At 40.8% G+C, this 13486-nt stretch carries 12 protein-coding genes; 5 read left to right on the top strand and 7 right to left on the bottom strand.

Annotation, left to right across the window (positions count from 1 at the left end; translation table 11 throughout):
* Positions 1–282 precede the first annotated feature (282 nt).
* The 3 genes from NSP_RS20370 to NSP_RS20360 all read left to right on the top strand — a co-directional run bounded on the left by NSP_RS20370 (position 283) and on the right by NSP_RS20360 (position 4841).
* Positions 283–1956: a PfaD family polyunsaturated fatty acid/polyketide biosynthesis protein gene (locus NSP_RS20370; RefSeq protein WP_006196637.1), complete on the top strand. Its 1674-nt coding sequence runs from the start codon at positions 283–285 to the stop codon at positions 1954–1956.
* Between the two features lie 2 nt (positions 1957–1958).
* Complete coding sequence (locus tag NSP_RS20365; RefSeq protein WP_006196638.1) at positions 1959–3452, top strand: thioester reductase domain-containing protein; 1494 nt, start codon at positions 1959–1961, stop codon at positions 3450–3452.
* 585 nt (positions 3453–4037) lie between these two features.
* Positions 4038–4841 (top strand): SDR family NAD(P)-dependent oxidoreductase, encoded by an 804-nt coding sequence (locus NSP_RS20360; protein ID WP_006196639.1) that lies wholly within the window; start codon positions 4038–4040, stop codon positions 4839–4841.
* Here NSP_RS20360 and hetI read toward each other — a convergent pair whose 3' ends face one another.
* Both hetI and NSP_RS27275 read right to left on the bottom strand, forming a co-directional pair.
* The gene (gene hetI / locus NSP_RS20355; protein WP_017804380.1) at positions 4842–5561 is read right to left on the bottom strand and encodes a 4'-phosphopantetheinyl transferase HetI; all 720 of its coding nucleotides are present in this window, start codon (positions 5559–5561) and stop codon (positions 4842–4844) included.
* Positions 5562–5682: 121 nt separating this feature from the next.
* Complete coding sequence (locus NSP_RS27275; protein WP_269454104.1) at positions 5683–5808, bottom strand: hypothetical protein; 126 nt, start codon at positions 5806–5808, stop codon at positions 5683–5685.
* 30 nt (positions 5809–5838) lie between these two features.
* On the opposite strand from NSP_RS27275, the gene NSP_RS27085 reads away from it, so the two are divergent.
* Entirely contained in the window at positions 5839–6027 is a 189-nt protein-coding gene (locus tag NSP_RS27085) for a hypothetical protein (protein WP_042202273.1), read from the top strand.
* A 283-nt stretch (positions 6028–6310) separates the two neighbouring features.
* Here NSP_RS27085 and NSP_RS20350 read toward each other — a convergent pair whose 3' ends face one another.
* The 3 genes from NSP_RS20350 to NSP_RS20340 form a co-directional block, all read right to left on the bottom strand.
* Positions 6311–7465, bottom strand: coding sequence for a hypothetical protein (locus NSP_RS20350; RefSeq protein WP_006196642.1), 1155 nt, complete (start codon positions 7463–7465; stop codon positions 6311–6313).
* Between the two features lie 61 nt (positions 7466–7526).
* Entirely contained in the window at positions 7527–8207 is a 681-nt protein-coding gene (locus NSP_RS20345) for a hypothetical protein (protein ID WP_006196643.1), read from the bottom strand.
* Between the two features lie 1100 nt (positions 8208–9307).
* Positions 9308–10324, bottom strand: coding sequence for a sulfate/molybdate ABC transporter ATP-binding protein (locus NSP_RS20340; protein ID WP_006196644.1), 1017 nt, complete (start codon positions 10322–10324; stop codon positions 9308–9310).
* A gap of 499 nt (positions 10325–10823) precedes the next feature.
* On the opposite strand from NSP_RS20340, the gene chlP reads away from it, so the two are divergent.
* A complete protein-coding gene (gene chlP / locus NSP_RS20335; RefSeq protein ID WP_006196645.1) occupies positions 10824–12044 on the top strand; it encodes a geranylgeranyl reductase in 1221 nt (406 codons plus the stop codon).
* A 17-nt stretch (positions 12045–12061) separates the two neighbouring features.
* Here chlP and NSP_RS24545 read toward each other — a convergent pair whose 3' ends face one another.
* Entirely contained in the window at positions 12062–12358 is a 297-nt protein-coding gene (locus tag NSP_RS24545) for a hypothetical protein (RefSeq protein ID WP_197538894.1), read from the bottom strand.
* A complete protein-coding gene (locus NSP_RS20330) occupies positions 12327–13448 on the bottom strand; it encodes an ABC transporter permease (protein WP_006196646.1) in 1122 nt (373 codons plus the stop codon). The genes NSP_RS24545 and NSP_RS20330 overlap by 32 nt, the downstream gene beginning before the upstream one ends.
* Positions 13449–13486: the final 38 nt, after the last annotated feature.

Here is a 13486-nt window from a genome sequence, read left to right as displayed (position 1 = left end):
CATGAATTAGTAGGGCTACGCCCCGCTACGCTAACACGCACCAGGCGCAGAGGCGCAGAGAGTAAGAGATGAGAAATCCGGGTTAGGACTTACGCACAAAACCTCTCAAACTCTCATTCCTCTGTGTACTCTATGTCCTCTGCAGTTCGTTATTCCATAACTCCCGACTCTAATTCAGCCATGCTAACTATCAAATAAAAATCTCTCCTTCTCTTCTTGGCGTACTTGGCAACTTGGCGGTTCGTTAAAAACCCCCCATTAACAAACTGAGGTATAACCACCGTGACACCCGTAGACACACTACCAGATCAACATAATAATAGCCTAAAATTTCCCACCAATCCCCACAGTCAAAACCTCACCTGGAAAGGTTCATTAGATAGCATATCCTTCCAAGAATCAGCCATCAAAAACAAACTCCTAACATTAGACAAACCCTGCTACATCCTTAAAATTGGCGGAAAAATTGGTGTTACAAACGAAGGCTACTTATGCCCTCCAGAAAATAACACCACAGCACAACCAGAACTTCTTACCTTTATTCCCCCAATCAATCTACAACAACTAGGAGACTCAAACTTCCTAGCTGCTCATGGCGTAAAATACGCTTATGTAACTGGTGCAATGGCTGGCGGAATAGCCTCCGAAGAAATGGTAATTGCATTAGGAAAAGCCAAAATATTGAGTTCATTTGGTGCCGGTGGCTTACCTCCAGAACGTTTAGAAACAGCCATTAAAAGCATTCAAGCAGCATTACCTCATGGCCCCTACGCCTTCAATTTAATTCACAGCCCTAACGACATGGCTATTGAACGCCGTGCTGTGAACTTATACCTCAAATATCAAGTAAGAACCGTAGAAGCTTCAGCATTTTTAGATTTAACCCCCAACATAGTTTATTACCGGGTTGCGGGATTAAGCTTAAATGATGCCAATCAAATTGAAATCAAAAACAAAGTCATTGCCAAAGTTTCGCGGCGAGAAGTAGCTAGTAAATTTCTCCAACCAGCACCAGCCAGAATACTTAAAGAATTACTTGAACAAGGATTAATTACTGATTTACAAGCCAAACTTGCTACTAAAGTGCCGATGGCTGATGATATCACCGTCGAAGCTGATTCTGGCGGACATACAGATAATCGTCCTTTAGTCTGTTTATTACCTTCTATTATTAGTTTGCGGAATGAAATCCAAGAACAATTTCAATATCAACAACCCATTAGAATTGGAGTAGCTGGCGGAATTGCCACACCACAATCAGCTTTAGCAGCTTTTATGATGGGTGCTGCTTACATTATGACTGGTTCAATTAATCAGTCCTGCGTTGAATCTGGAGCTTGTAATCATACTAAAAAATTATTAGCTCAAGCTGAAATGGCGGATATGATTATGGCTCCAGCCGCCGATATGTTTGAAATGGGCGTGAAACTGCAAGTCCTCAAACGTGGCACAATGTTCCCGATGCGGGCGCAAAAGTTGTATGAATTGTACCGTAACTATAACTCCATTGAAGAGATTCCCCAGGCAGAAAGAGAGAAAATAGAAAAGCAAATTTTTCGCAAAACTCTGGCTGAAGTCTGGGAAGGAACAGCAAGTTATTTATCCCAAAAAAATCCTGAAAAACTAGGCAAGGCAGTTAATAATCCTAAGCTAAAAATGGCGTTAATTTTTCGCTGGTATTTAGGATTATCTTCCCGGTGGTCTAGTTCGGGGGAAAAAGGTAGAGAAGTTGATTATCAAATTTGGTGTGGCCCTGCAATGGGTAGTTTTAATGATTGGGTGCGCGGTACTTATTTAGCTGAACCAGATAATCGTCGGGTAGTTGATGTTGCTCATCACATCATGACTGGAGCAGCATTTCTATATCGCATTCAAAGCTTAAAAATTCAAGGAATGCAAATTCCCGATGATTACAGTCAGTATTGCCCAGATTATTCTCAATTATTGGAGATGTAAAAATGACTCTAAAACAAACTTATAGTGCGGCAGATATTCAAGCATGGCTGGTGAATAATATGGCTGAATTAATCGCGGTAGAAATTGATGAAATAGACATCAACGAAAATTTAGAAACCTATGGTTTGGATTCCGCGCAGGCGATGACTTTGGTTAGTAAATTAGAAAAATTGTTGGGATTTCAACCATCTCCTGTTCTGCTATGGCACTACCCCAATATTGCATCTCTTTCACAGCGTTTAGCTGAAGAATTACAAGAAGGTTTAGAGGTTCAAGACGGTCAAGTTAACACTTCAGTTCTAAATTTGGCTGCTGAAGTTGTGCTTGACCCTGCTATTCATCCTAGCAATGCAGTGAGTGTGTTTACGGGTGAACCTAAGAATATCTTTTTAACTGGGGGAACTGGTTTTTTAGGTGCTTTTATTATCCGGGAATTACTACAAGAAACCGGTGCGGATATCTATTGCTTAGTCCGGGCGGCTAATGCAGCAGAAGGTAAAAGCAAACTACAAAAGAATTTAGAACAGTATGCAATTTGGGATGAGAAGTTTAATTCTCGCATTATTGCTATTGTTGGTGATTTAGCTCAACCACTTTTGGGTATTGACTCTGAACAGTTCCACATTTTAGCGAGCCATATTGATACTATTTATCACAGTGCGGCATTGCTGAATTATGTTTATCCTTACTCAGCACTAAAAACAGCCAATGTTTTAGGAACTCAAGAAATTTTGAGATTAGCTTGTCAGACTAAAGTCAAGCCTGTGCATTATGTTTCCAGTATCGCTGTTTTTGAATCAACTGCTTATGCTGGACATTTGGTTGAAGAACAGGATGAATTTGATCATTGGGAAGGTATTTATCTGGGATATTCTCAGACTAAATGGGTGGCAGAAAAGTTAGTTAAAGTTGCTCGTGATAGAGGTTTACCTGTAACTATTCACAGACCACCATTAATTTCGGGGGATAGCAAAACAGGTATTTGTAACACCCATGATTTTATCAATTTGATGACCAAAGGCTGTTTACAAATGGGCAGCTTCCCTGATGTAGATTATATGTTGGATATGTCCCCTGTAGACTATGTAAGTAAAGCTGTTGTGTACTTATCCAGACAAAAACAATCCATTGGGAAAGCATTCCATTTACAACATCCTCAACCCATTTCTTTAAAAGATTTAGTTGAATGGGTGCGCTCTTTTGGTTATCCTGTAGAGATGATTCCCTACGAACAATGGCAATCAGAGTTAATTAATAATGTCTCTTCTGTAGAGAATCCTTTATACACTCTGCGTCCTTTTTTACTAGAACGCTGGTCTGATGAACAATTGACTATTCCCGATTTGTATCTGCAAGCGAGAAGACCAACTATTAGCTGTCAGCAAACTCTGAAAGCTCTCTCAGGTAGTTCTATTGTTTGTCCACCAATTGATTCTCAATTATTGATGACTTACACTTCCTACTTAATTCAAACTGGTTTCTTGACTCTTGCTTAATTTGTTGTCTGGAAAAGAAACATCAAATCGACCTGATACTATTTATTTCCTTCTTTCTTTGTGTTCTGTGCTTATAGTTACGTGAATTTGCATAGATGATGAACTAGAAATAGGAAGTATATTTTGTAGAGACCTTTCAGGAAATGTCTCTACTTTATTGTATCTATAAGTTAATTGAATTGTTTGAATTTACTATAAAACTATATTACAGTATATTTCATCTAAGTGAGGTACACAAGGGCGGGCAAGACTTGTACTGAGCTTGCCGAAGTATGCCCATCCCACAAGATTTATAATATTAATGTGTGTACTTCATTTACTTGCAAAGTGCTGTAATTACGTAAAATATTGTTATTAATAAATACATCAATATAAATTAATTATTTAAACTTTAATATAAACTTTTTTCGATGTATAATAATTATTATTATAGCGGTTCTGGGTTGAGTAAGATACAAGAATTTGAAAGGGTAATAAACAACAATAAGTTTAGTAGTTTCAACCGAAATTATTAAACGGTAAATCACGGAAAGCCACAGTCAATGTCAGGCAGACCGAGCAAATTGAATTCACCAATCTTCTGAAATGAACACAACAAACCAAGTTCAGCACAAACAAACAGCTCTCATTACTGGGGCGGCGGGTGGTATTGGCTACGAACTAGCATCTATTTTCGCTTCTCATGACTATAATTTGGTGTTAGTAGACCGAACTGAAGCAAAGCTCAAAGAAATTGCCATTAAATTTCAAGAAGAATTTGGCAATTTTGTGAGAACTATTGTCAAGGATTTATCTATATCCACATCTCCGCAAGAAATTTTTACAGAGTTGCAAGCAGCAAATATTAAGGTTGATGTGCTGGTGAATAATGCCGGATTTGGTATTTATGGATTATTTAACGAAACAGACCTAACTGCTGAATTGGAAATGCTACAGGTAAATATGGTGTGTCTCACTCATTTAACTAAGCTATTCCTAAAGGATATGGTCAAGCAATGCGATGGCAAAATATTAAATGTTGCTTCGGCTGCGGCTTTTCAACCAGGACCGTTGATGGCGGTCTATTTTGCTACTAAGGCTTATATTTTATCATTTTCCGAGGCGATCGCTAATGAATTAGAAGGTACAGGCGTGACGGTAACAGTGCTTTGTCCAGGCTCCACAGAGTCTGCCTTTCATCAACGAACGGGGATGGCAGAGTCTAAACTAATGAAGGGTAAAAGGATGATGGATGCCGCAACAGTGGCTAAAATCGGTTATGCGGCCTTAATGAAAGGCCAAACCATTGTTATTCCTGGTCTAATAAATCAAATTCTGGCAAAAAGCGTCAGCTTTACACCCAGAAGGCTAGTGACAAAGATTGTCAGAAATATGCAAGAAGATAACTAATCAGTATTGCCAACACTGCAAATTACAGCCAGAACCCTCCACAACCACAGCAGCAAAATAATCCTCAGCAGCCCTTAGCTCGAAGAGGCTCCAACTTTCAGATGTCTGTAACTGCGCTGGTTCTGTGGGATTGAGTAATACTTCAACTTGTTCTAACTGCGCTAGTCCTTCTCCAGTTGCTTTTAAATACGCTTCCTTACAAGTCCAATAACGGAAAAATATTTCTTGCTGTTGGTGATCAGATAGCGATCGCACTACGTCATATTCTCGCGGTAAAAAGAACCTTTTGGCAAGGGCTTCTACATCAGACATCCGGCGAATATATTCTAAATCTATCCCAATTCGATTGTGATAATTCACTGCACACAGAGCTAACCCCTGGGAATGAGACAAGTTAAACCATAAGCCACTTTTAGCTAAACTATCCGCTAATACTGGTTTACCACGTTCTTGATAATCAAACAGGACTCGTTGCGGCTCAATACCCAAGTAGCTACCCAATATACTCCGCAGGATACCACGACCCGCAATAAAACGCTGCCGATGCTCCTGAAAATGGAATCGGTTAGCACGAGTAAGTTCGTCACCCGAAAGGGTTGCTAGCAAATTTTGTTGCTGTGCTTCTGGGACATCAAGGTGAATGCGCCAGATATGAACATCATTTGGTAATAAAGTCAAATTTGTCGGTACAGGTAGCCACAAATGATTAAGCGCCGTCATTGATTGCATGAATCACATTAATTTGGCATTTTGGCACACCTAATTTTAAAAAGATAGATACACTAATTATGTGGGATACATTTCATGTGCAAAGTACTAAAAATAGAAATCCCTCGATTAGTTACCGAGGGATTCTTTTATTCAAGCGATCGCCATATGATATCCAGTCACGATTCATCCGGAGTACGGCATCTTCAGTTAAAGGTAAATTTTTATATTTGCCTAACAGATTTAGAGTATAGGTCATACCACAAAATAAATTATCCCATATTGTGAGATGGACAAAGTATGGCTGATGCCTCCGGCACGCTACCCAGGTCAGCGCAGCTATGCCCCCAGGGCTTTAACGGCTCCAGTGAGGGCTGAAGCCGAACCTCTGCCAGTCCTTGGTGATGACCGGGCAAAGATGCCCGATTCACAAGAAACTTTGGGATCTTTTTTTGACGAATCTATCCCTTCAAATTAGCTGCTATATAAAACCTAGACAAAACTAGACTTTACTTTCTACTTCAACGGGAGCATGGGAGCAGTTATCCCTCAGTAGACTTTCACGCCTTAGCCAGACGCGATTGTGTTCCAATTAAGTTTCTGAAAAAGACTACCACCATCATTGCTTGGTTTTCGCGTCGGCAATAGTCTCAATTCAATACTTGATATCACCGTATTATATATCAAGTAGTTGATTTTTTCCTAAAATATATATTGACTTTTGTCAATATAAGTATAGTTTTGTCTATGAAATTGTCAACTTAGGACTTGCTCTTCGTCTGCATAAACCTCTGTTTGTAATTTAATATACCCATTCCCAAACTGAACAGCAGTAAAGCTGTGAGCGCTGACGGCTCTGGTACTGTCTGAGTTGTCGGTGGCTCTGGGGGAATAATCGGCGGTTCAACCGCTTGTGAGCTACCATTGTCTCCAAAGGTCAGCAATAAAAGAGCCAGAGGTATCAGGGCATAAGGCCACAAGGGAGAGGTTACTGATGGGATGAAAGTTTCCGTCAATCCCGGCGGAATAAAACCAGTCATCATCTGCTCTCCCCCTACTGGTGGAAGTCCGGTCAAAAAAGTACTTCCGGCGGGAGGTTCTAAAGACGCAATCGTCTCTGGAACATCAACTAATTGACGACCGTACCAACCATCATTGGGGTTCCCTGGAGTGTAGGGACGAGACAGTAGTGTTAAAACGCTTTGTTTCAGTCCGCTTTCATTGCCACTCTTTAAGTTACGTAAACCTTGAGAAATATTATCCAAATAAAACTTGCGTATATCTGGGGGCAAATCCAAGGAATTAATCTGCTGTTTCAGGTCGGGAATTTTGGCGACTTCTTCAAACAGAACGCGTCCGTAAGCGTATTTCAAGTCTAGTAATCCATCACGAGGACTAATCTCCCTACCTCTTGACGGAGACCAGACAAAGTTATTGGTGATACTTCCTAGCCCTGGTAAAGGACTGCGACTGATAGTTTCCCCAAGAACATTTTCAGCTCTGTCCATAATCGTGGGATCATCATTCCGCCAAAATGAGGCATAGGGAACCTTCGGTAGCTGAGGATTATTATCGTAAAAGGCAGCAAACTTACGGTAGTTATCTTCTCCACCAGCAGCTCGCATCAATATATCTTGGTAGTTAGTACCTCTAGACTGATTGATGATCTGTTCGACGACTGTTCCAGTTTTGTTACAGCCCAGACCTTCACCGAAGCTACAATCAGGCATAATCCGAATCTGGCGGAGATTTTGATTATTCTGACGCTGAAACTCTAGAAACTCTGACTCTTGTCCTCGTGGGATAGAGTCACGTTCGTTAATGCGTAACTGTGCAGTAGCTGACTCGCACATCGTCAGCACTACCGCCAAAGTCGAAAATAAGAATGCAATGCTTTTAAAATTTGACTTCAACATGATACACCTCCAATAAACCACATAGAACATTTACCAATCGCAATTTAAAAGTTTGTCTCATTTAACGATTAAGTTTTAACCTCTCTCTCAAAGATGGTTGTATTTCACTCCTCACAGTTCCAGCACTCAAGTTATTCGGTGATTGAATATTAATTGTGATTGCTGTTCCTTCCAGTTCTCCACTTGAGAGAGTGTGGTACAAAACTAATGCCCGGTTGGGTTGGTCAAAAAGAAACCCACGACGGGAGGCTTCTATCTTCTGTTCCTTCACCAGGGAAACGAAAGTTTCCAAGTATCTGCGTACACTTTCACGGTTCTCTTGATTGGTACTCATATGATGCCCTACAAGGGTCATAAATAAGTCAATGCTTCGACTTTCTTGCCCCTCAATTAAATTGCCGTTCTCTAGAAAAGAACTTGCTAACAGCTTTCCATCCTGCACTTCTACCTTAAACAGGGTATAATATCTGTCCTGTATTTTGGGGTCGTTCACATAACATAGCCAAGCACCTTCTTCGTTCTGTATAAAACCTTCCTCAGCAAGATACGCAAGTAAAGCATTACTTTGTTTACCTGGTAGTGGCGGTAATAAATCTGCTACTGGATCTAAAGAGCAAATTCTCTGGGTTGTTTTTTGCTCCGGAGGAAAAATAGTCTCCTGTGCAATGGCAATAGAAGATATTGCTGCCAACCCTAAGACTTGTAGAATGAATGCACTAGCCAAGTGAAAAATTATCTTCATTTTTTTTACCTCTTTTATTTGAACTTTCAGTTGTAAATATTACAAGGTTTTTAAATTAAATACTGGCACGATGATCACAGTGTAAACATTAACATTCATTTTCTTGAGTTTTAAAGGTTTTCATGCGAAATTATTTTCTACAAACAATTAAGTTTTCATGAATTGCAAGGGTAATCAATCAAAAGCTCAGAGAATCCCTGGAAACATCGACAAAATCGCGTATTGGTAACAGTAGTCAAACATACTCACACTTATTACTTTTAACACATAAAAAACAAACCCTGAGATATTGCCGACATTGGCTTTTGCGTTTTCCCATATGACTTTTTGTCATGTACTACCACTTTCAGTAAATCGCCAAGTTTTCTCTAAACCTTTTGTGTAATTGATTTCAGGCTTCAACGCCAATCCACTAAAATGCCAGTATAACCAGCGTTTAGATTCCTGCTCTGTAGTTAGACTCTACCAAAGGGAACAGATGTTCCCTTTACGAAAGACTCAAAATATAGCCTTAAAGCCTGATTATTTCGTTAACTTACAAAAGTTTTCGATTTTCTGACGTTATCTGGCTACTAATATCATCGTGATAATTATTACTTTAGTCCTGCCAAAAGTGCAACTATTTTCTTGCTGCATACCTTAATTTAGAACGTCAACACTCTGCGAAAGGCTTTCCTCTCTGATTTTTGACGCTTTTTTCAATTTTTCGGCACATATTGCATAAATAACCGCTTTTTTGGTCATTGTATTGTACTTATGTATTTTTTCAATTCAGCCTATTATGAGACTTATGCAAATAGATCACTTTACATAGGAGTAATAGTACCATCAAGGAAATGAATAAAAATACTATATGTACAACTTTCAAAATTGACACTATTAATTTCATCCAAAATTTATTTCAGAATGAGCAGTTTATGTCTAAATAGCGAGTATTCCAGGTATTTTTTCATAAAAATGCCGAAAAACCCACCATAAACAGCAACGCAGTTGCGTTTTTCGTACTTTAGTCCCTTGGATTGAAGCAAGAAGGGTAATAAACCTGGTGTTTAAGTGGATTCGTTGAAGCAAAAATCGGACTGATTCAATTCAACAGAGTCTCAAATGGAATAATACAGGGGAAAAGACCTCGCATCCTTGGGCTTCACATACACCCGTTCCTGTGGTTCTAATTGTAATTCGTTAAAGCGATCGCGTGTTAAATGCGCTGCTACTACTTGCCCATCATCCAAAGTTAATTCTATCTGAATTTCCCAACCCAAATGTATCAACCGCGTGACTGTAGCTGGTGCAGTAGTACCATTAGGCTGTCTTTCAATTAGCACATCTTGGGGACGTAAAAATACTTGGCTATGGGACGAATCAAAGCCACTGCTCTGGAAAATCTTTGAGGTGTTGGTTAAAACATTTACCGGACCAATGAAGCTCATGACAAATGCCGTCGCGGGATTATCGTAAATTTCGGCTGGTGTTCCCACCTGTTCGACACGCCCTTTATTCATCACCACAACTTCATCGGAAACTTCCATCGCTTCTTCTTGATCGTGGGTGACGAAAACAGTGGTAACATGAACTTCATCATGGAGGCGGCGTAACCATGCCCGCAAATCTTTACGGACTTTGGCATCAAGTGCGCCAAATGGTTCATCTAGCAATAATACGTTCGGTTCTACAGCCAGCGCCCTAGCTAATGCTACCCGTTGTCTTTGACCACCAGAAAGTTGTGATGGATAGCGATCGCCTAATCCACTCAATTGCACCAATTCTAGCAGCTGATCTACCCTTCCCTTAATCTTTTTCGCCGGTGCTTTGCGAATTTCTAAACCAAAACCAATATTCTGTCGGACATTCAGATGCTTAAACAAGGCATAGTGCTGAAATACAAATCCAATATTTCGCTCTTGGACACTTTGATATGTAGCATCCTTACCAGTCAGCAAGATTTTACCGCTATCTGGCATTTCCAAGCCCGCAATTAACCGCAGCAAAGTGGATTTACCAGATCCAGATGGCCCCAATAAAGCCACCAGCGAACCACTTTTGATTTCCAGATTCACCTGATCAACGGCTTGAAAATTCCCGAAATTTTTAGATACATTCTCAACTACTATGCCCACTACTTTTTTGCACCTCTACAACTGAATCTACGGCTTATTGCTAGGATTACCGTGCTTTACATATATCACACATAAGTTCCTTTAGGTTAATTTGAATCAGACATCATAAATATTTTTATGTTTGGCATACATATAGCAACCGCTAAGGTTGTTAGGACATGGCAAAAGCCTAAAACCCAGTCACAGCGAGTCTTTCACTTTTGACCTTTGACTTTTGCTATAAATGCAGGGGCTTGTATCCCTGTTGGCTGGGGAATTAAAAATCCTTCTCCCTTGCTCCCTTGCTCCCTGCTCCCCTGCCTCTTCTAGAAGCTAGGTAATAGCTGATGATTCCCATTGATAAGTCCCGATTTCCGATTCCCCAATCCCCGTTTTTGTATCGAAACATTAAGGAATATTGCATTTCAGTCAAAATCTGAAGCAAGTCCGCGAAATCCAGCAAAAGTCCGTGATAGGATGCTTGGGTTAAACGTTTTTATCAACTATTGGGAGAAGACCTTTGACACTACGGGTTGCTGTTGTTGGGTCAGGCCCTGCTGGTTCATCTGCTGCGGAAACGCTAGCGAAAGCAGGAATTGAAACTTACTTGTTTGAGCGGAAGCTAGATAATGCCAAGCCCTGCGGGGGTGCTATTCCCCTGTGTATGGTGGATGAATTTGACCTACCACCAGAAATTATTGACCGCCGTGTGCGGAAGATGAAAATGATTTCACCTTCCAATCGTGAGGTTAATATCAATATAGTAAAAGAAGACGAATATATAGGAATGTGCCGCCGGGAAGTGCTAGATGGTTTCCTGCGTGACCGAGCGGCAAAATTAGGGGCAAATTTAATTAACGCCACTGTTCATAAACTTGATATACCCACAAATAACACTAGCCCTTATACAATTCACTACGTTGACCATACAGAAGGTGGTTCACAGGGGATTACTAAAACCCTAAAAGTAGATTTAATTATTGGGGCGGATGGGGCTAATTCCCGCATTGCTAAAGAAATGGATGCTGGGGATTATAACTATGCGATCGCCTTCCAAGAGCGAATTCGCTTACCCCAGGATAAAATGGACTACTATAACGACTTAGCCGAAATGTATGTCGGTAATGACGTTTCCACAGACTTCTACGCCTGGGTTTTCCCCAAATACGACCACGTAGCCGTCGGTACTGGCACAATGCAAGTCAATAAAGCCAGCATCAAACAGTTACAAGCAGGTATCCGCGCCCGTGCTTCCGAAAAGTTAGCCGGCGGTAAAATTATCAAAGTCGAAGCTCACCCCATCCCTGAACATCCCCGTCCCCGTCGTGTAGTCGGTCGGATAGCTTTAGTAGGAGATGCGGCTGGTTATGTTACCAAGTCCTCTGGTGAAGGTATTTACTTTGCAGCTAAGTCTGGGCGGATGTGTGCTGAAACCATTGTGGAAATGTCTAACAGTGGTGCAACTATTCCCACAGAAAAAGACCTCAAGGTTTACTTGAAGCGCTGGGATAAGAAATACGGACTCACCTACAAAGTGCTTGACATTTTGCAAACAGTGTTCTACCGTTCCGACGCTACCCGCGAAGCCTTTGTAGAAATGTGCGATGACCTGGATGTGCAGAAGCTGACATTTGATAGCTATCTGTATAAAACAGTTGTCCCCGCCAACCCCTTCACCCAACTCAAAATTACTGCCAAAACTCTTGGTAGTCTGATTCGCGGTAACGCTTTAGCTCCTTAGAACAGCATAAGCAAAAATCACCCATGTAGAGACGTTTCATGAAACGTCTCTACATTTTTTGTGAGAAATATTTTATCAGCAATGACAAATGACAAATGACCAATGACCAATGACCAATGACAAATGACCAATGACCAATGACCAATAACCAATGACCAATGACCAATGACCAATGACCAATGACCAATGACCAATGACCAATGACCAATGACCAATGACCAATGACCAATGACCAATAACCAATGACCAATGACCAATAACCAATAACCAATGACTAATAACCTATCTTCCCAAACTACGGGGGTCGAGAGCATCTCTCAGCCCGTCACCGAGTAAATTAAAAGACAGCACAGTCAGGATAATTAACACAGCAGGCGGCCAAATTAACCAAGGTTGCAGCACTACAATAGAAGCATTGCTAGCTAAAGAAAGCATATTTCCCCAAGAAGGATCAGGTTGTTGAATTCCCAAACCAATGAGACTTAAAACAGCTTCCGCACCAATAAAACCGGGAACAGCCAATGTTGCGGAAATAATCACATAGGTGGCAGTTTGCGGCAAAATATGACGAATTATAATGTAAATTGGTTTACCACCCATTGCTCTGGCTGCTTGGACAAATTCTCGCTCTTTTATCGATAGCACCTGTCCCCGAATTACCCGCGCTAACCCCGCCCAACTAATTATGGAAGTAATGACGACAATTAGTAAAAAGCGTTGGGTACTGGTTAAGCCTGGTGGTAAGACTGAACCCAAAGTAACTAATAGATAAATTCCGGGGAATGTCATTAGCACTTCGGCAAAACGCATAATTACGCTATCAGTCCAACCGCCGAAATAGCCAGAAATTCCCCCAATGATTAAACCCAGGGGAAAGGTAATTAACACCCCGATAATGCCAATAAACATACTAATGCGACCACCATGCACCAGACGGCTGAATTGGTCGCGCCCTTGGTCGTCAGTACCTAAAATATTAATATAGGCTTCACCTGTTGTGCCAAATAAATGCCAATCTAAAGGAATACCAGGGAAAATAGTCACTTCCTTCCAGTTGGGCGGTAATGGCAACTTTAACTGTAATAGTCGATACTCAGTGCCGGAGACAAATAAACGTAGAGGTGTGGGCTTTTCCAAGTCTACAATCAGTTTGCGATCGCCTGTTTGTAAATCAGTATCTCCCTGGGTGGTAGGATATACATGAGGTCCAATAAACTTCCCTGGTTCTGATTGAGAAAACCAATAAATTTGAGTTGGTGGTAACAGAGAACCATTTGGCTGTGATGCAATAGGATCATAAGGAGCCACGAAATCGGCAGCAATTACCGCTATATAGAAGATTAACAGCACAATTGCCCCAAATCGCGCCAAGGGATTTTTCTGAAGTCTTTGCCACCAATTCATATTATTTGTCCTTTCTCAAAAGTCCTTTGTTATAGTTA

This window comes from Nodularia spumigena CCY9414 (genome assembly GCF_000340565.2).
Lineage (GTDB): Bacteria > Cyanobacteriota > Cyanobacteriia > Cyanobacteriales > Nostocaceae > Nodularia > Nodularia spumigena.
This window is presented reverse-complemented; position numbering and strand designations above follow the sequence as displayed.

Bases quoted from the DNA above. Each gene is read 5' to 3' on its own strand.
- NSP_RS20365 (WP_006196638.1), top strand. From the start codon at position 1,959: ATGACTCTAAAACAAACTTATAGTGCGGCAGATATTCAAGCATGGCTG.
- NSP_RS20360 (WP_006196639.1), top strand. From the start codon at position 4,038: ATGAACACAACAAACCAAGTTCAGCACAAACAAACAGCTCTCATTACT.
- hetI (WP_017804380.1), bottom strand. From the start codon at position 5,561: ATGACGGCGCTTAATCATTTGTGGCTACCTGTACCGACAAATTTGACT.
- NSP_RS27275 (WP_269454104.1), bottom strand. From the start codon at position 5,808: ATGACCTATACTCTAAATCTGTTAGGCAAATATAAAAATTTACCTTTA.
- NSP_RS27085 (WP_042202273.1), top strand. From the start codon at position 5,839: ATGGACAAAGTATGGCTGATGCCTCCGGCACGCTACCCAGGTCAGCGC.
- NSP_RS20350 (WP_006196642.1), bottom strand. From the start codon at position 7,465: ATGTTGAAGTCAAATTTTAAAAGCATTGCATTCTTATTTTCGACTTTG.
- NSP_RS20345 (WP_006196643.1), bottom strand. From the start codon at position 8,207: ATGAAGATAATTTTTCACTTGGCTAGTGCATTCATTCTACAAGTCTTA.
- NSP_RS24545 (WP_197538894.1), bottom strand. From the start codon at position 12,358: ATGCTCTCGACCCCCGTAGTTTGGGAAGATAGGTTATTAGTCATTGGT.
- NSP_RS20330 (WP_006196646.1), bottom strand. From the start codon at position 13,448: ATGAATTGGTGGCAAAGACTTCAGAAAAATCCCTTGGCGCGATTTGGG.